Annotated in this window: 18 protein-coding genes; 8 read left to right on the forward strand and 10 right to left on the reverse strand. The window is 71.3% G+C overall.

Annotation, left to right across the window (positions count from 1 at the left end):
- The 4 genes from BJY17_RS05320 to BJY17_RS05335 form a co-directional block, all read right to left on the reverse strand.
- The gene (locus BJY17_RS05320) at positions 1 to 906 is read right to left on the reverse strand and encodes a phosphodiesterase (protein ID WP_179550439.1); all 906 of its coding nucleotides are present in this window, start codon (positions 904 to 906) and stop codon (positions 1 to 3) included.
- Between the two features lie 63 nt (positions 907 to 969).
- Entirely contained in the window at positions 970 to 2,229 is a 1,260-nt protein-coding gene (gene dprA / locus BJY17_RS05325) for a DNA-processing protein DprA (protein WP_322789755.1), read from the reverse strand.
- Complete coding sequence (locus tag BJY17_RS05330) at positions 2,226 to 3,776, reverse strand: YifB family Mg chelatase-like AAA ATPase (protein WP_179550440.1); 1,551 nt, start codon at positions 3,774 to 3,776, stop codon at positions 2,226 to 2,228. Before BJY17_RS05330 ends, dprA begins: the two co-directional genes overlap by 4 nt.
- Positions 3,776 to 4,132: a YraN family protein gene (locus BJY17_RS05335; RefSeq protein WP_179550441.1), complete on the reverse strand. Its 357-nt coding sequence runs from the start codon at positions 4,130 to 4,132 to the stop codon at positions 3,776 to 3,778. Before BJY17_RS05335 ends, BJY17_RS05330 begins: the two co-directional genes overlap by 1 nt.
- 161 nt (positions 4,133 to 4,293) lie before the next feature.
- Between BJY17_RS05335 and BJY17_RS05340 the strand changes: the two genes are divergently transcribed.
- Complete coding sequence (locus BJY17_RS05340; RefSeq protein ID WP_179550442.1) at positions 4,294 to 4,584, forward strand: DUF1905 domain-containing protein; 291 nt, start codon at positions 4,294 to 4,296, stop codon at positions 4,582 to 4,584.
- 7 nt (positions 4,585 to 4,591) lie between these two features.
- Here BJY17_RS05340 and BJY17_RS05345 read toward each other — a convergent pair whose 3' ends face one another.
- The 5 genes from BJY17_RS05345 to BJY17_RS05365 all read right to left on the reverse strand — a co-directional run bounded on the left by BJY17_RS05345 (position 4,592) and on the right by BJY17_RS05365 (position 7,493).
- Positions 4,592 to 4,915, reverse strand: coding sequence for a DUF2469 family protein (locus BJY17_RS05345; protein ID WP_022891843.1), 324 nt, complete (start codon positions 4,913 to 4,915; stop codon positions 4,592 to 4,594).
- Positions 4,916 to 4,920: 5 nt separating this feature from the next.
- Positions 4,921 to 5,541, reverse strand: coding sequence for a ribonuclease HII (locus BJY17_RS05350; protein WP_179552728.1), 621 nt, complete (start codon positions 5,539 to 5,541; stop codon positions 4,921 to 4,923).
- A gap of 61 nt (positions 5,542 to 5,602) precedes the next feature.
- Positions 5,603 to 6,349, reverse strand: coding sequence for a signal peptidase I (lepB, locus tag BJY17_RS05355; RefSeq protein WP_179550443.1), 747 nt, complete (start codon positions 6,347 to 6,349; stop codon positions 5,603 to 5,605).
- A gap of 81 nt (positions 6,350 to 6,430) precedes the next feature.
- Positions 6,431 to 6,778 carry a 50S ribosomal protein L19 gene (rplS, locus tag BJY17_RS05360; RefSeq protein WP_056009567.1) on the reverse strand — a complete coding sequence of 116 codons (348 nt, stop codon included), beginning with the start codon at positions 6,776 to 6,778 and terminating at the stop codon, positions 6,431 to 6,433.
- A 208-nt stretch (positions 6,779 to 6,986) separates the two neighbouring features.
- Positions 6,987 to 7,493: a hypothetical protein gene (locus BJY17_RS05365; RefSeq protein WP_179550444.1), complete on the reverse strand. Its 507-nt coding sequence runs from the start codon at positions 7,491 to 7,493 to the stop codon at positions 6,987 to 6,989.
- A gap of 106 nt (positions 7,494 to 7,599) precedes the next feature.
- Between BJY17_RS05365 and map the strand changes: the two genes are divergently transcribed.
- Entirely contained in the window at positions 7,600 to 8,367 is a 768-nt protein-coding gene (map, locus tag BJY17_RS05370; protein WP_179550445.1) for a type I methionyl aminopeptidase, read from the forward strand.
- A 59-nt stretch (positions 8,368 to 8,426) separates the two neighbouring features.
- Here map and nirD read toward each other — a convergent pair whose 3' ends face one another.
- Positions 8,427 to 8,777 carry a nitrite reductase small subunit NirD gene (gene nirD / locus BJY17_RS05375; RefSeq protein ID WP_179550446.1) on the reverse strand — a complete coding sequence of 117 codons (351 nt, stop codon included), beginning with the start codon at positions 8,775 to 8,777 and terminating at the stop codon, positions 8,427 to 8,429.
- A gap of 266 nt (positions 8,778 to 9,043) precedes the next feature.
- Between nirD and nirB the strand changes: the two genes are divergently transcribed.
- From nirB to BJY17_RS05405, 6 genes are all read left to right on the forward strand, one after another.
- Entirely contained in the window at positions 9,044 to 11,656 is a 2,613-nt protein-coding gene (gene nirB / locus BJY17_RS05380; protein WP_179550447.1) for a nitrite reductase large subunit NirB, read from the forward strand.
- A complete protein-coding gene (gene cobA, locus BJY17_RS05385) occupies positions 11,653 to 12,429 on the forward strand; it encodes a uroporphyrinogen-III C-methyltransferase (RefSeq protein ID WP_179550448.1) in 777 nt (258 codons plus the stop codon). The genes nirB and cobA overlap by 4 nt, the downstream gene beginning before the upstream one ends.
- The gene (locus BJY17_RS05390) at positions 12,426 to 13,556 is read left to right on the forward strand and encodes a uroporphyrinogen-III synthase (protein WP_179550449.1); all 1,131 of its coding nucleotides are present in this window, start codon (positions 12,426 to 12,428) and stop codon (positions 13,554 to 13,556) included. Before cobA ends, BJY17_RS05390 begins: the two co-directional genes overlap by 4 nt.
- A 136-nt stretch (positions 13,557 to 13,692) precedes the next feature.
- Complete coding sequence (locus tag BJY17_RS05395) at positions 13,693 to 15,090, forward strand: MFS transporter (protein WP_179550450.1); 1,398 nt, start codon at positions 13,693 to 13,695, stop codon at positions 15,088 to 15,090.
- 11 nt (positions 15,091 to 15,101) lie between these two features.
- Positions 15,102 to 17,213, forward strand: a complete 2,112-nt coding sequence (locus tag BJY17_RS05400) for a molybdopterin oxidoreductase family protein (RefSeq protein ID WP_179550451.1) — start codon at positions 15,102 to 15,104, stop codon at positions 17,211 to 17,213.
- A complete protein-coding gene (locus tag BJY17_RS05405; RefSeq protein ID WP_179550452.1) occupies positions 17,210 to 18,820 on the forward strand; it encodes an FAD-dependent oxidoreductase in 1,611 nt (536 codons plus the stop codon). Before BJY17_RS05400 ends, BJY17_RS05405 begins: the two co-directional genes overlap by 4 nt.
- Positions 18,821 to 18,834: the final 14 nt, after the last annotated feature.

Here is an 18,834-nt window from a genome sequence, read left to right on the forward strand (position 1 = left end):
TCACATCTCGCGCTTGCGGGAGAAGCGCTCGAGGCGCGCGTCGGGCGGCAAGGACTCGATCTCGGCGAGAAAGCGCTCGTCGAGGGTCGTCACGGCCGTGTATTCGCCGACGGGCACGACGGAGGTGACGACCCCCTCGGCGGAGAGGTGCACGAGGGAGAACGAGCGACCCCCGTCGACGCCGACGAGTGTTCGCGGCGACCTGGTGAGGTCCATCGTGTAGGCCGTCGCCCCGGCGACGGAGACGGGGATGCCTGCGAAGCTGCCATGCGTGACGTAATGCAGGTGGCCGCCGAGGATGAGACGCACGTCACGGCCGCGCACGACCTCGGCGAAGCGATCCTGACCGCGGAGTTCGATCACGTCCATGAGTGCGAGCGGTGTGGCGATGGGCGCATGGTGCAGTGCGATGATCGTGCCGTGCACTGCGGGTTCGTCGAGGGCCGCGGCCAGCCAGTCGAGTGACGCCGCGTCGAGCTCGCCGTGGTGATACCCCGGCACCGTGGAGTCGAGCGCGATGATGCGCAGCCCGCCGATCTCGATGATGCGGTGCACGGGCGAGTCGTCGGCGGCCTCGCCGAGCAGTTCGGTGCGGAACACCGCACGTTCGTCGTGGTTGCCCATGACCCAGACGAGGCGGGCGCCGATTCGCTCGGCGAGCGGCTCGAGTTCGGCTCGCGCGAGGCGGTAGGCGTCGGACTCCCCCAGGTCGGCGATGTCGCCGGTGACGACGATCGCATCGATCGCGCCGCCGAGCCGCTCGAGCTGCTCGGAGACCTGAGCGAGCGCCGCGACCGTGTCGGCCACCCCTCCGAGCGGCGCCCCGCCGTGCAGCAGGTGCGTGTCGCTCACATGGGCGATGACATGTCGGGCAGCCGGATACCGGCCGAGTTGCGGGTGCTGCATCGGACCATCCTTCCGCCGTCAGCCTAGGGCGTGCCGCCGACGCACCACCGAAGCACGCCGCCGTCACCCGCGCTTGACCCGCAGCCAGCCGAGCGGATGCCGGGTGACCTCGGCAACGGCCTCGAGCCCGCCGAGCACGCCCATCACCGACGACGGGGTCATGCCGCACCGGCGTGCGAGGTCGGCAACGTCGCGGGGGCTGCGGGTGCTCAGCGCGTCGAGCACGCGCACCGCGTCAGGAGAGCTCGCCATGCCGAAGGCGCCGCGATCGTCGGATGCCGGATCGGGCACCGCCCGATCGCCGGATGGCGCCCGGCGCCGTGCGCCCCCGACGAGCTCGGCCATCTGCTCGGCGTCGGTGACGCACACGGCGTCGTACTCGCGGAGCAGCCGATGGCAGCCGGCGGAGGCGGGACTCGTGACCGGACCCGGTACCGCGCCGAGTGGCCGGCCGAGGGCGGCGGCGTGCCCGGCGGTGTTGAGCGACCCCGAGCGGAACCCGGCCTCGAGCACGACCGTGCCCTCGCTCGCCGCTGCAATCAGTCTGTTGCGCTGGAGGAATCTCCATTTCGTGGGCGCGGCGCCGCACGGCAGTTCGGAGACGACCGCTCCGGTCGCGACGATGCGGGCGAGCAGCGTCTCATGCCCCATGGGGTAGAACCGGTCGACTCCCCCGGCGAGGAAGGCGACCGTGGTGCCCTCGCTCGCGAGTGCCGAACGGTGCGCCATGCCGTCGATGCCGTAGGCACCGCCGCTGACGATGGTGAATCCCCGATCGACGAGCCCGGCGGATGCCTCCATCGTGACGTGCTCGCCGTAGCCGGTCGCGGCTCGGGCGCCGACGAGCGAGATCGATGCCGACGACCCCAGCGCGGACTCGCGCCCCCGAACCCACAGTCCGAGCGGAGCGTGGATGCCGAGCTCGTCGACCCCGTCCGGCCATGCCGCATCGCCGGGAAGGACGAGGCGGGCACCGACCCGGGCGGCCTGCTCGAGCGCTCGGGTGAAGGCGCCCTGATCGAGGCGCGGCGACCAGCGGTCGAGGCCCGACTCCGCCTCACGTGGATCGATCGAGCCGCCCGCCCGCGTCAACACGTCGACGAAGACTGCCGGGCTCGCGGCATCGAGGAGCAGCGAAGCCGCTGCCACCGCACCGATCACGTCGATCGCCCGGCCGAGGAGCCCGTCGCCGGGTTCTGCCACCGAGCCGAGCAGCGCGCGGGCGAAGATCTCGTCGAGTTCGGAATCGTCGGCGATCGGTGCGGATCGCACCGCCGAGAGCGCGCCGCGCAGTCCGGTCGCTTCGCGATGGACGGTACTCACAGTGGGAGCCCCTTTCTGAGGAAGAGCGCACGGCCGACGTGATCGAGGCCGGGGACGTCCGCACCGTCGAGGTCGGCGAGCGTCCAGGCGACCTTGAGGATGCGGTCGTAGCCGCGCATGGTCACCCCGCCGAGTTCGAGCGCACGGTCGAGGGCGGCGGTCGCGCGACCGCCCGGGTGGAGTCCACCGGCGCCGCGCAGCCAGGGACCCGGCATCTGCGCGTTCGTGCGCCACGGGGTGCCGCGCAATCGATGGGCGGCACGAGCTCGGGCCTCGACCACCCGCTGCCGTGCGACGGCGGTCGAGATGCCCGGCCGCTCGGCCGCGACGCGAAGACCCGCTGCGGTGATGCGGGGCACCATGAGCTGCACGTCGATGCGGTCGAGGAGCGGGCCCGAGATGCGGGCGAGGTACCGTCGGCGTGCGTTCGGCGGGCAGGTGCACTCCGCGCCCTTCGACCCGTGGTTGCCGCACGGGCACGGATTGGCGGCGATCACGAGCTGGAAGCGTGCCGGGAACGAGGCCACGGCATTCGCCCGGTGGATGGCGATGGAACCGGATTCGAGCGGTTGTCGCAGCACGTCGAGCACTGCGGAGGGGAATTCGGGCGCCTCGTCGAGGAACAGCACGCCGTGCGAGGCGCGCGCCGCCGCACCGGGTCGGATGAGTCGGCTGCCGCCGCCGACCATCGCGGCGGCGGTGGCGGTGTGGTGCGGCGCCTCGAACGGCGGGCGATGCGACAGCCCCGCGACCAGGGGCCGGCCGGAGAGCGAACGGAGTGAGGCGACCTCGAGCGCCTCGTCGGCATCGAGGTCGGGCAGGATTCCGGGAAGGCGCGACGCCAGCATCGTCTTGCCTGCGCCGGGCGGGCCGAGCAGGAACACGTGGTGGCCGCCCGCCGCAGCCGCGAGCAGCGCCTCGACGGCGTCGTCGTTGCCCGACACGTCGGCGAGGTCGCCGTGCGGTTCCTCGACCGTTCCGGAGGAATCGGAGCGGTCGGGCGCCGGCACCGCCTCGAACACCCGCTCGTCGTAGACGCCCCCGTGATGCACCGCCGCGTCGAGCAGCGAGGCGACCCCGATCACGGTCACCCCGGGCACGAGGCCCGCCTCGTCGGCGTTGGCCGCCGGCACCATGACCGTGTCGTATCCGGAGCGCACGGCAGCGAGCACGGCCGGGAGGATGCCGTCGATCGGCCGGAGCCGGCCGTCGAGGCCGAGCTCGCCGAGGTGCACCACCCGTTCGACCGACTCGGCGGAGATCTCGCCCGCCGCGGCGAGGCACGCGACGGCGATCGCGAGGTCGAACCCCGAGCCGTGCTTCGGAAGGGCCGCGGGCGAGAGGTTGACGGTGAGCCGACGCTGCGGCAGCGGACAACCGGCGTTCACCGCCGCAGCCCGCACCCGGTCGCGAGCCTCGCCGAGGGCCGCGTCGGGCAGCCCGATGATGACGAACGCCGGGAGCTGCGAGGAGAGGTCCGCCTCGACCTCGACGACCGAACCGGTCAGGCCGAGGAGGGCGACGGCACGCGTGCGAGCGACCGGCATCAGTCGAGGCCCTCGAGATGCTCGATGAGCGCGGGCGCCTCGGCCGGTGCGAGCACGGCGACCGCATCGATGCGGATGCGCGAGACCGGGGCATCCGTCGCCTCGCACCAGGCGATCGCGAGACGCCGCATGCGCGCGAGCTTCAGCGGGGTGATCGCCTCGAACGGATGACCGTAGTCGCCGGACGTGCGGGTCTTGACCTCGATGAAGACCGTGTCTCGGCCGTCGCGCGCGACGATGTCGATCTCGCCGATGCGGCACCGCCAGTTGCGCTCGAGCACCCGCATGCCGCGCGCCTCGAGATGCTCGACCGCGAGTTGTTCGCCGCGCCGGCCGAGCTCTGCATTGTGCGACATCCGCACCACCTCCGCGTCCAGCGTCGCGGGCCGGCCCGCCCCGGCCGGCCGCCTGCGGCGACACCGTGGACAACTCGTGGCGATCGGGACTGGGGAGACGGAGTGACGTGCCTCAGGTGCATGATGGGTGGAGCCGCACGAGTCACCCCGAGGAGATCGAGATGCCGTTCGAACCTGCACCCCTCGACCACGAGTTCACCGCGCCGATCGGCGTCGACGTCAAGGGCGAGATCTGGGCCTGCGTCGAGATGCCGGGCTCTGCCGAGTTCTTCGGCACCGGCAGGGCGGTCAAGGTCGACGCGACGGTCGACGGCGTGCCGCTGCGCAACGTCGGACTGATGGTCACCGGAACCGGCGGGCACATGCTCTCGCTGAACGCCAAGCTCCGTCAGAAGCTGGGCAAGGACATCGGCGACACGGTCACCGTGCACCTCGAACGCCGCCTCAGCTGAGCGGCGACTACTCGTCGAGCGCGAGTTCCTTCGGCAGCTCGAACTCGCGCGTGGCGAGCTCTTCGACGTTGACGTCCTTGAAGGTGAGCACGCGCACCGACTTCACGAAGCGGTCGGCACGGTAGACGTCCCAGACCCAGACGTCTTTCATCGTCAGCTCGAAGTAGAAGTCGTGCTCGGTGTCGCGGCGCACGAGTTCGACCTCGTTGGCGAGGTAGAACCGTCGCTCGGTCTCGACCACGTACTTGAACTGCGACACGATGTCGCGGTACTCCCGATACAGGGCCAGCTCGACCTCGCGGTCGTAGTCTTCGAACTCGTCCTCATCCATCGCACTCATCCTACGCTGAGGTCGAAGAGCGTCGGCGCCGGTTGGGTCTGCTCGTGCAGCCAGGTCGTGCGGTGGAGCTCGCTCGGACCGTGCTCGGCGATCGCGGCGAAGTGCGCACGGCTCGAGTAGCCCTTGTTCTCGTCCCACGCGTACAGCGGGCGCTCGTCGTGCATTCGACGCATGAAGCGGTCGCGGTGCACCTTGGCGATGACGGATGCCGCGGCGACCGACGCGCAGTCGCGGTCGGCCTTGATGCGGGTGACGACCCGCGCGCGCCGTTCGATCGAGGCGCTCAGCCAGTCGTGGTTGCCGTCGAGAAGCAGCGGCACGTCGGCGATGAGCTCGGTGGCCGCCGACAGCTCGGCGAAGGCACGTGCGCCGGCGAGCCCGAGGCAGGCCATGATGCCGAGCTCGTCGATCTCGGCCGCGCTGGCCTCGCCGACCGCCGATGCGCGCACCCAGGTGGCGGCCCTCGGCGCCATCGCCTCGCGGCGCGGCTCGCTGAGCAGCTTCGAATCGCGCAGTCCCGCAGGCATGCGCCGAACGCCGGAGTCGATGAGCACGAGGCCGATCGTCACGGGGCCCGCGAGCGCACCGCGACCGACCTCGTCGCACGCGAGCATCATGGGCGCGTCGGCGAGGAACTCCCGTTCGACGCGAAGCGTCGGGATCGCTGCGGGGGCCACGTCAGTCGCCCGCCTCGTCGACGCCCTCGAACACCTGGGGGTAGTTGTCGAGCCACGCCCAGTGCTCGACCGGCCAGCTGACGACGAACGCGCGGCCGACGACGTTGTCGATCGGCACGAATCCCTCGAGCGGCGTCTCGGTGTTGTACCGCGAGTCCTTGGAGTTGTTGCGGTTGTCGCCCATGACCCAGAGCGAGCCCTTGGGAACGACCACGTCGAAGTCGTCGCGCGACGCCTTGGTGTCGCCGGGCGGCAGCGCGATGTACGGCTCGTCGAGGGGCACGTCGTTGACGCTCATCTGGCCGAGGGCGTTGCAGCAGACGACGTGGTCGCCGGGCAGCCCGATGAGGCGCTTCACGAGGTGGTCGTTCGAGTCGGGCGCCGCGAGGCCGACGAAGGCGAGGAACCAGTCGACGGCGGCCACGAGCGGCGGCTGCTCGACCTCGGGTCGCGCCGGGAGCCACCCGCCGGGATCGCGGAACACGATGACGTCTCCGCGTTCGAGCGGCGTGACGTCGGGGACGAGCTGGTTCACGATGATGCGATCGTCGATGAACAGCGTCTCCTCCATCGACTGCGACGGGATGAAGAACGATCTGATGAGGAACGTCTTGATGAGGAACGAGACGAGCACGGCCACCACGAAGATGACGAGCAGGTCTCGGAGGAACAGGAGAACGCCGCGTCGTCTGTTCGGCGTCGCCGAATCCGCGCGATCTGTTCGCGTGCCTGTGTCTTCTTCTGTCATTTAACCGCCCGAGCTCCCCACCCAGTCTAGGGGTGGGGAGCTCGGGGAAGAGTTCGCGTGGAGCGCGATCCGCGAAGCGGATCAGGCGTCGCGCTTCTCCTTGATCTTCGCCTTCTTGCCGCGGAGCTTGCGCAGGTAGTACAGCTTCGCGCGACGCACGTCACCGCGGGTGACGACCTCGATGTGGTCGATCACGGGCGAGTGCACCGGGAACTTGCGCTCGACGCCGACCTGGAAGCTGACCTTGCGGACCGTGAAGGTCTCGCGCACGCCTTCACCCTGGCGGCCGATGACGACGCCCTGGAAGACCTGGATGCGCGCGCGCGTGCCTTCGATGATGTTGACGTGCACCTTGACGGTGTCGCCGGGGCGGAAGTCGGGGACATCCGACCTCAGGCTCGCGGCGTCGACGTGGTCGAGGATATGCATGTTGGTTCGCTCTCTGCGCCCGCAACCGGTCGAACGCGGATCATTGGATGGAAGTTCTGGTGCCGCCTCGCACGACGAATCGTGCGTGCGTGCTCCCCGGAGGCAGAGACCTGCGGCGGCACAATCCTCTATTGTGCCACGCTCGACGGCAACTGGCCAAAAGCGGGCGACGAGCGCCCCGTCGCACGTCGCCTCGAACGTCTGCCGGTCAGTCCTCGCGGACCTCGTGGATGATGATCACGTCGTCGCTGCCGTCGTCGAACGGCGGGCGCCGCGCACCGGGGCCGGTCGCGCCGGCCGAACCAACCGGCCCGCCCGTCGCCGAGGCACCGGGCTGCTCGCCGGCGAGCCGCTCGAACTCCGCCATGGAGGCCTTCATGCGATTGGCGCCGTCGGTGACGAGCTGCCACACGGCGACCCAGAACGCGGCGATGCCGAGGAGGATCGCGAGCACGCCGAAGCCCGTGGCAGTCGGCCCGTAGAACCCGGTGCCGATGATCGAGAGATGCCAGGCGGTGAGCACGCCGACGTCGATCCACGACAGTGCGCGCTCCTGACGCACGGTGGGCCGCACGTTCGTGATGAGCGCCACGATGCCGAGCACGATGAAGGCGATGGGCACGACGATGACGAGCCCGAGCGTGCCCCAGCCGCCTCCGCCGAAGATCGCCCAGCCCACCGCGAGCCACACCGGCAGCACGATGATCGCGATCATCTGCCATCTGTAGAGTGCGCGCCGCAGGAGCATGAACTCAGCGTAATCCGACGAAGCTCGGCGCGCGCCGGGTGTTCACTCAGGGCGGAGCCGACAGAATGGAGTCGTGATTGAACTTCGGACCCCTGCAGAGATCGAGGAGATGCGGCCCGCCGGCCGTTTCGTGGCGAGCGTGCTGGAGGCCACCTCGGCAGCAGCAGCGGTCGGCGTGAACCTGCTCGAACTCGACGCCCTCGCGCACGAGATGATCCGCAAGGCCGGCGCCGAGAGCTGCTACATCGACTACCACCCCTCGTTCGGCGCGAGCCCGTTCGGCAAGGTCATCTGCACCTCGGTGAACGACGCCGTGCTGCACGGACTCCCCCACGACTACCGTCTGCGCGACGGCGACCTGCTGAGCCTCGACTTCGCGGCCTCGGTGAACGGATGGGTCGCCGACTCGGCGATCTCCCTCGTCGTCGGCACTCCGCGCGAGGAGGACCTTCGCCTCATCGACACGAGCCGCCGCGCACTCGACGCGGGCATCGCCGCCGCGCGCACGGGCAACCGCATCGGCGACATCTCGCGGGCGATCGCGGATGTCGCGAAGGCCGAGGGCTACTCGATCAACACCGACTTCGGCGGTCACGGCGTCGGTCGCACGATGCACGGCGACCCGCACATCCCGAACAACGGGCGTCCCGGCCGGGGGCTGCCGTTGAAGCCCGGACTCGTGGTCGCGATCGAGCCGTGGTTCCTCGCCACGACCGACCGCATCTTCACCGACCCCGACGGCTGGACCCTCCGCAGCGCCGACGGCTCGCGCGGCGCGCACTCGGAGCACACGATCGCGATCACCGACGGCGACCCGATCGTGCTCACGCAGCGTTCCTGAGCAGGGCTTCGGGGCCCGCATCCATTGCGGCGGCTGCGAGTTGAGCCCCGCATGCGAGCTCAGCGCTCGAGTTCGACCTCGATCATGCCGCCGACGATGCGCGTTCGATAGGTGCGCAGCGCGAGCGCGCTGTCGGTGAAGCACTCCCCCGTGCCGAGGTCGTAGACCTCCTTGTGCAGGGGCGACGCGATCGTCGGCCGGTCGCCTCGCGACCCGACGATGCCCCGCGCCATCACGGGCGCGCCCGTGCGAGGGTCGTGATGGTCCACGGCGTACACCTCTTCCTCGTCGAGACGGAGCAGGGCGACCTGCGTGCGCCCGAGCAGCGCGACCTCGCCCCACCCGGGTTCGAGGTCGGCGACCTCGCACGTCGGCACCCACGTCGTGGTCGTCTCCATCGTCAGCGACATGCCGGCTCCTCTTCGTCGTTGTCCCGAGGCTAGGTTCCGGGTGTTACCTCGGCGGCATCCGCATGTTTCCCCGACGTGAAACCGTGCTCACATCGCCACTCGCCGCACGTGCGTCGGAGGACCGCTTCGGTTACCCCGCCGAAACAGGGCGGAAACCGCCCGGTCGTACGCTCGCCTCATTCGAGCCCCGCAGGCAGCCACGTGCTCGCCTCGATCGGGCCCCGCAGGCAGCCATGTGCTCGCCTCACTCGAGCCGGGAGGCGGCCATGATCGAGAGCACCCAAGAGGATGCCGGTGCGCGAGACGTCGTCATCATCGGCGGCGGACCCGCGGCGCACCGGCTCGCCGACAGCCTGCACGCGCGCGACACCGGTCGCACCCTGCGCGTCACGGTCGTCGGCGAGGAACTGCACGACCCGTACGACCGCGTCGCACTCAGCACGAGACTCGCGGATGGCGCGGTCGACCTGACCCTGCAGCCCTCGTCGATGTGGGACGACGACCGCATCCGGCTCGTCACCGGCGAGCGCGTCATCGCCGTCGATCCCGACGCGCACACGGCGACCACGTCGGGCGGCCTGACCCTGCACTGGGACGAACTCGTCTTCGCCACGGGCTCGAGCGCCCCGGTGCCCGAGATCCCCGGCAGCGGCCACGCCCGCGTCTACCGCACGATCGACGACGTCGACGCCCTCGTCGCCGAGACGCGGGAACTCGCTGAGCGGCACGGCCGCCCCGCGCAGGTCGTGGTGGCGGGCGGCGGGTTGCTCGGGCTCGAGGCCGCAGGCGGGCTGGCCAGGCTCGGCGCGCACACCGCGGTCGTGCACTCCGGCGGCTGGCTCATGTCAGCCCAGCTCGACGAAGGTGCGGGGCGCGCGCTCGGCCGCATCATCTCGGCGCAGGGCATCGGCCTGCACCTCGGCACCCGCCCCGCCGCCGTGCTGACCGAAGGCGATGCGGTCGTCGGCGTCGAACTCGCGAACGGGCGCCGCATCGACGCCGATCTCGTCGTCTTCGCGATCGGCATCAGGCCGCGCGACGAACTCGCCCGCGAGCTCGGGCTCGAGCTCGGCCCGCGCGGTGGCATCGCGATCAGCACGGCGTGCGCGGCATCCGCTGCTCATGTCTGGGCGATCGGCGAGGTAGCGAGCTTCGAGGGGCGCTGCACCGGGCTCGTCGCACCCGCCAACGCAATGGCCGAGGTCGTGGCCGACCGGCTGCTCGGCGGCGCCGCGGAGTTCACGAGTGTCGACGACGCGACGAAGCTTAAGCTCTCGGGGGTCGACGTCGCGAGCTTCGGCGATGCGTTCGCGCGAACCGACCAGGCGCTCGAGATCGTCTACGCCGACCCGGCTCGCGGGCTGTACCAGAAGCTCGTGGTGACCGGCGACGCGAAGACCCTGCTCGGCGGCGTCTTCGTGGGCGACGCCTCTCCGTACGCGTCGCTGCGCCCACTGCTCGGCACGCAGCTCTCGAGCGAGCCGGCGGCGTACCTCTCCGCCTCCGGCATGGAGGCGCCGGCCGGCGACGAACTGCCCGCCGGAGCGCTCGTCTGCGCGTGCAACAACGTGAGCGCGGGCACCATCCGCGACGCCGTCAGCGGTGCGCACGCCGATCACGCCGAGGGTTGCGGCGAACTCGGCGCACTGAAGACCTGCACTCGCGCCGGCACGCAGTGCGGCTCGTGCGTGCCGCTCGTGAAGAAGCTGCTCGAGTCGGAGCTGCTGAAGTCGGGCATCACGCCCTCCCGGGCGCTCTGCGAGCACTTCGCACTCTCGCGCCAGGAGCTCTTCGAGTCGGTGCGCGTGCTCGAACTCGCGTCGTTCGACGAGATCGTCGCGCGGCTCGGCAGCGGCCGCGGCTGCGACGTCTGCAAGCCCGTCATCGGCTCCATCCTCGCGACGCAGCACGGCTCGTACATCCTCGACGGCGGCCGCGGCGGCCTGCAGGACACGAACGACCGGGCCATGGCGAACATGCAGAAGGACGGCACCTACTCGGTGGTCCCCCGCATTCCCGCCGGCGAGATCACGCCGCAGAAGCTCGCCGTGATCGCGCAGGTCGCGACGGACTTCGGCCTCTACACGAAGATCACGGGCGGCCAGCGCATCGACCTCTTCGGCGCACGGCTCGACCAGCTGCCCGACATCTGGAGGCAGCTCGTCGACGCGGGGTTCGAGTCGGGCCAGGCCTACGGCAAGGCGCTGCGCAACGTGAAGAGCTGCGTCGGATCGACCTGGTGCCGCTTCGGCGTGCAGGACTCGGTGTCGATGGCCGTGCAGCTCGAGCTCCGCTACCGCGGCCTCCGGTCGCCGCACAAGCTGAAATTCGGCGTCTCGGGCTGCGCCCGCGAGTGCGCCGAGGCGAGGGCGAAGGATGTCGGCGTGATCGCCACCGACCTGGGCTGGAACATGTACGTCGGCGGCAACGGCGGCTTCCAGCCCGCGCACGCGCAGCTGCTCGCGAGCGACCTGGACGACGAGACGCTGCTGCGCTACATCGACCGCTACATCATGTACTACGTGCGCACCGCCGACCGGCTGCAGCGCACGGCCCGATGGATCGAAGACCTCGAGGGCGGCCTCGACCATGTGCGCGACGTCGTCGTGCACGACTCGCTCGGCCTCGCCGACGAACTCGAGCAGGCGATGGCGACCCACGTCGACACCTATGAGGACGAGTGGGCGGCGACGCTCGCCGACCCCGAGCGGCTCCGGCGATTCCGCTCCTTCGTGAACGCCCCGCACGTGCCCGACCCCACGATCGCGCGGGTGCCCGAGCGCGAGCAGTTCAGGCCGGCCACCGCCGACGAGCGCGAGCGCGGCGAGGCCGTGCTCGTCTCGGGCCCGAGCATCCCGGTGCGCGGAGTCGACGCATGACCGGCCGCGTGACCCTCGTCGGCGGCGGTCCCGGCCGCGAGGACCTGCTGACCCTCGCCGCCGCGCGCGCCCTCGCAGTTGCCGACGTCGTGCTCTTCGACCGGCTCGCACCGCACGAGCGACTGCACGAACTGGCACCCGGAGCCGAACTCGTCGACGTCGGCAAGCGGCCGGGCCACCACGCCGTGCCGCAGCACGAGATCGAGGCGCTCCTCGTCGGGCACGCGCTCGCGGGCCGACACGTCGTGCGGCTGAAGGGCGGCGACCCCTACGTGCTCGGGCGCGGCGGTGAGGAGGTGCTCGCCTGCCATGCCGCGGGCGTGCCCGTCGAGGTCATCCCCGGCGTCACGAGCGCCGTCGCCGTTCCCGGCGCCGCGGGCATCCCGCTCACGCACCGCGGCATCAGCCACCTCTTCACCGTCGTGTCCGGCCATGCGCCGCTCACCGAGCACGAACTGGAGCACCTCGCGGGTCTCGGCGGCACGATCGTCGTGCTCATGGGCGTGAACTCGCTGCCCGCGCTGACGGCGGGCCTCGCCCGATTCGGCATGTCGGCGCACATGCCCGTCGCGATCGTCGAGCGGGGGTTCAGCGCCGGCCAGCGCACGACGATCGGCGACCTGGCCGGCATCGTGGTCGCAGCGGGGCGAGCCCGCGTCACGTCTCCCGCGGTCGTGGTGATCGGCGAAGTCGTGCGCCTCGCGCACGACGGCGATGCGAGCGCCGCCGAGCTCATGGACCGTGCAGCCGGCTTCGCGGCGGTGGCCGGGTGAGCGACCTCCTCGAGTGCGCACCGGGATTCCGCGCCGACCAGCTCGCGGGCTTCCGCATCGGTGTGACGAGCGACCGACGCTCGGCCGACCTCATCGACGCCCTCGCCCGCCGCGGCGCGACGGTGATCCACGCCCCCACGCTGCGCATGACGAATGCGCTCTCCGACGATCCCGTCATCGCCGATACCCGCGCGATCGTCGAGGCCCGCCCCGACGTGCTCCTCGCGACGACCGCGTACGGGGTGCGCCGCTGGTTCGAGGTCGCGGATGCCGCGGGGCTCGGCGAGGACCTCCTCGACGCGCTCTCCGACACGGCGATCCTCGTGCGCGGGCCGAAGGCGCGCGGCGGCATCCGCGCAGCCGGGCTCAACGACGTCGGGATGAGCGCGCAGGAGACGACGGAGTCGCTCATCGACGAGGTGCTCGCGAACTACCCCGCGGGGCTGACCGTCGCCGTGCAGTTGCACGGGTTCCTCGAGCCCTCGCAGCTCGAACGCCTGGATGCGTCCCATGCCCGAGTCCTCACGGTCGCGCCCTACCGCTGGGTGGAGATCGACGAGTCCGATGACCGCGTCGAGCGGCTCATCGAGTCGGCGTGCACGGGCGGCCTCGACGCGATCACGTTCACCAGCGCCCCGGCCGTGCACGCCCTGTTCGGTGCCGCCGAGGCGATGGGGCGCTACGATGATCTCGTCGACGCGATGTGCGGTCCCGTCGTCGCGGCCGCGGTCGGCCCCGTCACGGCGCTGCCGCTCGTCGCCGCCGGAATCGAGCCGATCCAGCCCGACCGCTATCGCATGGGCGCGCTCATCCGCCTCGTCTGCGAGCACCTCGAGACCGAGCGCGTCGTGCGCCTCGAGACCAGGCACGGCCCGCTCGCGCTGCGAGGGTCCGTCGTCGACGTCGCCGACCGACGCGTCTCGCTGGCCCCTGTGGCACTCATGATCCTCCGCTCGCTCATGCAGGCCCGGGGCTCGGTGGTCGCGCGCGACCGACTCGTCTCCGGCCTGCCGGGAACGAACGACGAGCACGCGCTCGAGGTGGCCCTCAGCAGGCTCCGCCAGACCCTCGCCGTGCCCGGGCTCATCGCCACGGTGGTCAAACGGGGGTACCGCATCGACGTGTGATCCCTGCCTCACATCCGCCGCCGTCACCGGTGAGCAGGTGGAGACGCAGGGTTTACCACCGGACCGATCCGCAGAAACACGACGTCAATAACTTCGAGTCGAAGGATCCACTCGTGATCGAACCCCGGAGGCACCGATGACCCAGACCGTGAGCACCGCTCCCGCCGCGACATCCGAAATGCCCACGACGACGGCCCCGGCCGCCCTCACGATGCGTCCAGGTCGCTGGATCGACGGATGGGACGCCGAGGACACCGGCCAGTGGGAGGCGCAGGGACGCGCGATCGCGCGCCGCAACCTCAACTGGTCGATCTTCGCGGAGTTCCTCGGATTCGTGGTGTGGCAGCTCTGGAGCATCGTCGCGGTCACGCTGCCGAAGGCGGGCTTCGACCTCTCGACGGGCGAGATCTTCTGGCTGATCTCCATCCCGAGCCTCGTGGGTGCGACCCTCCGCATCCCGTACTCGTTCCTGGTGCCGAAGTACGGCGGCCGCAACTGGACCATCATCTCGGCCGGGCTGCTCCTCGCACCGACCATCGCGATGGTCGTCTGCGTGTCCAACCCCGAGACGCCATTCCCGGTGCTGCTCTGCGCCGCAGCACTCGCGGGCTTCGGCGGCGGCAACTTCGCCAGCTCGATGTCGAACATCACGTTCTTCTACCCGCAGCGCGAGAAGGGCTGGGCGCTCGGCCTGAATGCGGCCGGCGGCAACCTCGGCGCTGCCGTCGCCCAGTTAGTGGTGCCGATCGTCATCACGATCGGCGCGGGCGCGACGCTCAACCTCCCGGTCGCCGGCTGGATCTGGATCCCGTTCATCCTCATCGCCATGATCGGCGCCGCCCGCTACATGAACAACCTCTCCAACGCCAAGGCGGACTTCTCCGGCTCGGCCGCGGCGCTCAAGGAGCCCCACCTCTGGCTGCTCTCGCTGCTCTACATCGGCACGTTCGGCTCGTTCATCGGATTCGCCAGCGTGTTCCCGAAGCTCATCGCCGACCAGTTCCCCGAGTTCTCGGCGATCGCCATCGGCGGCGCATCCGTCTCGCTCGCCTTCCTGGGTGCGCTCGTCGGCTCGCTGGCCCGGCCCTACGGCGGTCGGCTCTCCGACCGGTTCGGCGGTGCGCGCATCACGATGTTCGCGTTCGCCGCGATGGCCCTCATCACGATCGCCGTGCTCCTGACCCTCCCGCTCGCCAGCTTCTGGCTCTTCCTCGGCCTGTTCCTCCTGCTCTTCGCCTCGGCCGGCATCGGCAACGGCTCCACCTATCGCATGGTGCCGATCGTCTTCGCCGTTCGCGGCGGCGGCACCGGCGACGTGTCGACGCAGCGCAAGTCCGCGGCCGCACTGGGCCTCATCTCGGCCATCGGCGCCTACGGCGGCTTCCTCATCCCGCAGGCGCTGAACCTCTCGTTCCAGTCGACCGGAACGTACGCCGCCGCGTTCATCGGATTCATCGCCGCCTACGCGCTGCTGCTCGTGCTCACCTGGGGCGTGTACGTGCGCTCCAGCAAGCTCAGCGCCCACAAGATCTGAATCGAGACCGGATGAGCCGCTCCGCCGACACGCACTGCCCCTACTGCGCGCTGCAATGCGCCATGACCCTCACCCCGGCAACGGCAACGGATGCTTCGACCGCACCGGTGACCGTCGGCGGGCGCGACTTCCCGACCAACCGGGGAGGGCTCTGCAAGAAGGGCTGGACGTCGGCGGAACTCCTCCGTGCCCCGTCGCGCCTCGGCGCCCCGCTCGTGCGGGCCACCGACGGCGTGCTGCGCGAGACGAGCTGGGAGGACGCGCTCGATCACGTCGCGGCATCGCTCCGCAGCATCCGCGGATCGCATGGTGCCGACGCCGTCGGCGTCTTCGGCGGCGGCGGACTCACGAACGAGAAGGCGTACCTGCTCGGCAAGTTCGCGCGGCTCGCGCTCGGCACGAGCCGGATCGACTACAACGGCCGGTACTGCATGTCGTCGGCCGCGGCCGCCGGCAACCGGGCCTTCGGCGTCGACCGGGGGCTGCCGTTCCCGCTCGAGGACCTCGACGATGCCGAGACCATCCTGCTGCTCGGCACGAACGTCGCCGAGACCATGCCGCCCTTCATCGGGCACCTGGCGGGCGCCCAGGCGGCGGGCGGACTCGTCGTCGTCGACCCGAGGCGCACCGCGACCGCCCGGCTCACCGACGACGGCAAGGGGCTGCACCTGCAGCCGATGCCCGGCACCGACCTCGCCCTCCTGCTCGGCCTCATCCACATCGTCATCGCCGAACGGCTCGTCGACCTCGACTACGTCGCAGCCCGCACGGTCGGCTACGACGCGATCCGCCGCAGCGTGGCGTCGTGGTGGCCCGAGCGCGTGCAGTCGACGACCGGCGTGCCGGCGCTGACGCTGCGCCGGCTGGCCCGAAGGCTCGCCTCCGGCGACGGTGTCTACATCCTCACCGGACGCGGCGTCGAGCAGCACGTCGACGGCACCGACACGGCCACCGCGGCCATCAACCTCGCGCTGCTGCTCGGTCTGCCGGGGCGCCCCGGCAGCGGCTACGGCACGCTCACGGGGCAGGGCAACGGGCAGGGCGGGCGCGAGCACGGCCAGAAGTGCGACCAGCTGCCCGGGTACCGCAAGATCACCGACCCCGAAGCGCGGGCGCACGTCGCCCGGGTGTGGGGCGTCCCGCCGACCGAGATCCCAGGCCCCGGTGTTCCGGCCGTCGAGCTCCTGCAGTCGCTCGGCGAACCCGGCGGCGTGCGCGCCCTCCTCGTGCACGGCTCGAACCTCGTCGTCTCGTCGCCGAACGTCGCGAACGTGCGCGCGCGCATCGCCGCGCTCGACCTGCTCGTCGTCTGCGACTTCTTCCTCTCCGAGACGGCGGCGCTCGCCGACGTCGTGCTGCCGATCCCCCAGTGGGCCGAGGAGGAGGGCACGATGACCTCGCTCGAGGGCCGCGTCATCCGTCGCCGTCGCGCGATCACGCCGCCCGGCGGCGTGCGCGACGAGCTCTGGATCCTCGCGGAGCTCGCCCGTCGCCTCGAGTGCACGGCGACGTTCGACGTCGACCCCGAACTCGTCTTCGAGGAGCTGCGCCGCGCCTCCGAGGGCGGCATCGCCGACTACTCGGGCATCGACTACGCCATGCTCGACCGTGGTGAGGCCGCGTACTGGCCGTTCCCGCGTGGCAGCACGGGCACCCCGCGCCTCTTCGCCGACCGCTTCGCCCACTCCGACGGGCTCGCGCGGCTCGTGCCCGTCTCGGTGCGGGCATCGGCCCACCCTGCACCGCTCCCCGACGAGCTCACGCTCGTGACCGGGCGACTGCTCGAGCACTACCAGAGCGGCGCGCAGACCCGGCGGGTGCCCGAGCTCGCCGACGCCCAACCCGAGGCGCGGGCCGCGATGCATCCGTCGACCGCCGAACGCCTCGGCGTCGCCGACGGCGAGCTCGTCGAGCTCTCGAACGCGCGGGGTGCCGTGCGCTGCCGAGCGCGGCTGACGACCGACCTCCGACCCGACGCCGTGTTCCTCCCCTTCCACTACGGCGACGGGCAGGCGGCAAACCTGCTCACCTCCGACGCGGTCGACCCCGTCTCGGCGATGCCGGAGTTCAAGACCAACCTCGTGCGACTCGCACGCGTGATCGAGATCGAGGTGCCGGCATGAGCCAGCTCAGGATCGTGCTGATCGGCTACGGCCCCGTCGGCGCGCGATTCGTCGAGCAGTTGCTGCCCGCCGTCGCGAACGGATCGATCGCCCTCACCGTCGTCGCCGGCGAACACGTCGAGGCGTACAACCGGGTACTCGTGGCCGAGTACGCCGTCGGCAACACCGAGCTCGACGCGATGCTCGTCGGCGACCGGGTCGCTGCGGAAGCCGCCGGTGCGCGGGTGCTGCTCGGCGTCGCCGCCACCTCGATCGATCGATCGGCGCAGCTCGTGCATCTCGATTCCGGCGAGGCGCTCGCCTACGACCGGCTCGTGCTCGCGACGGGGTCTCGGGCGAATGTGCCGACGCTCGACGGGATTGAGCGGCACCGCCGCGACCTCGACTCGCTGCAGAAGTACGCGAAGCAGCTCGTCGCACGCGACGACGACCTGCCCACGGGCATCACCGCCCTCCGGGACCTGGCCGACGCCGAACGCGTGCTCGGCGCGGTTCAGGCGCGCAAGCGCATCATCGTGCTCGGCGCCGGCGTGCTCGGCCTCGAACTCGCGCTCGCCGCCGCCCACGCCGGCGCGCAGGTCTGCGTGGTGCATCATGGCCCCCACCCCATGCCGCGCAACCTCGACCGCGGGGGCGGCCTGGTGCTGCGCGCCGCGCTGCGTCGATCGGGCGTCACCGTCGTCGCCCACAGCCGTGCCGAGGCCGTGGCCTTCCGCACCGACGACGACGGCACGCGCCGCTTCGACATGGTCGTCACCGCCGACGGAAAGCAGTTGCGCGGCGACCTGCTCGTGCTCTCGTGCGGGGTGAGCCCCCGCAACGAGCTGGCGACGCTCGCCGGCCTGCGCACCGCCGTCGGCGTCGTCGTCGGCGCCGACCTCGCGAGCTGGACGGATCCCGACGTGTACGCGATCGGCGACTGCGCCCAGGTCGCCCCGCGCACCGAGGAGCTCGCCGGGCAGCGCGTGCTCCCCGGCGCTCCCTCAGGCCTCATCGGCCCGGGCTGGCGGCAGGCGGAGTGGCTCGCCGCGCAGTTCATCGCGTCGACGACGGGCGATGGTCCCGCGGATGCCGCTGCGCCCGCCGAGCGCGATGCGATCGTGATGCTCAAGGCCAAGCACATCGACGTGGTCGCGGTCGGCGACATCTCGGCGGACCCGTGGGACGACGACACCCTGCACCCGCGACGGCGGGTCTCGCAGTGGGCCGACCCCGAGCACCTGCGCTACGTGAAGATGGTGACCGAGGACGGCGCGCTCACGGGCTTCGTGAGCGTCGGGATGCCGCGCACCGCCGCCGAGCTCACCCTGCTGTTCGAGCGCCGCGGCGAACTGCCGGCCGACCGATCGGTGCTGCTGCGCTTCGACGGCCCCGACTACGACCCGAGCGCCGATGCCGATGCGTTCGCGCCGGCCTCGACCGTGTGCTGGTGCAACGGGGTCACGGTGGGCCGAATCGAGGACGCCGCCGCGTGCGGCGCCACGACGGTCGAGGGCGTGGGTCGCGAGACCCGGGCGGGCACGGGTTGCGGCGGATGCAAGGGCCGCATCGCCGAGATCCTCGCCCGCGCGGCCGAGACCGACGAGACGCCGAGCGTCACCGCCTGAGCGCGATCACCGGG

This window comes from Agromyces hippuratus (assembly GCF_013410355.1).
Classification (GTDB): Bacteria; Actinomycetota; Actinomycetes; order Actinomycetales; family Microbacteriaceae; genus Agromyces; species Agromyces hippuratus.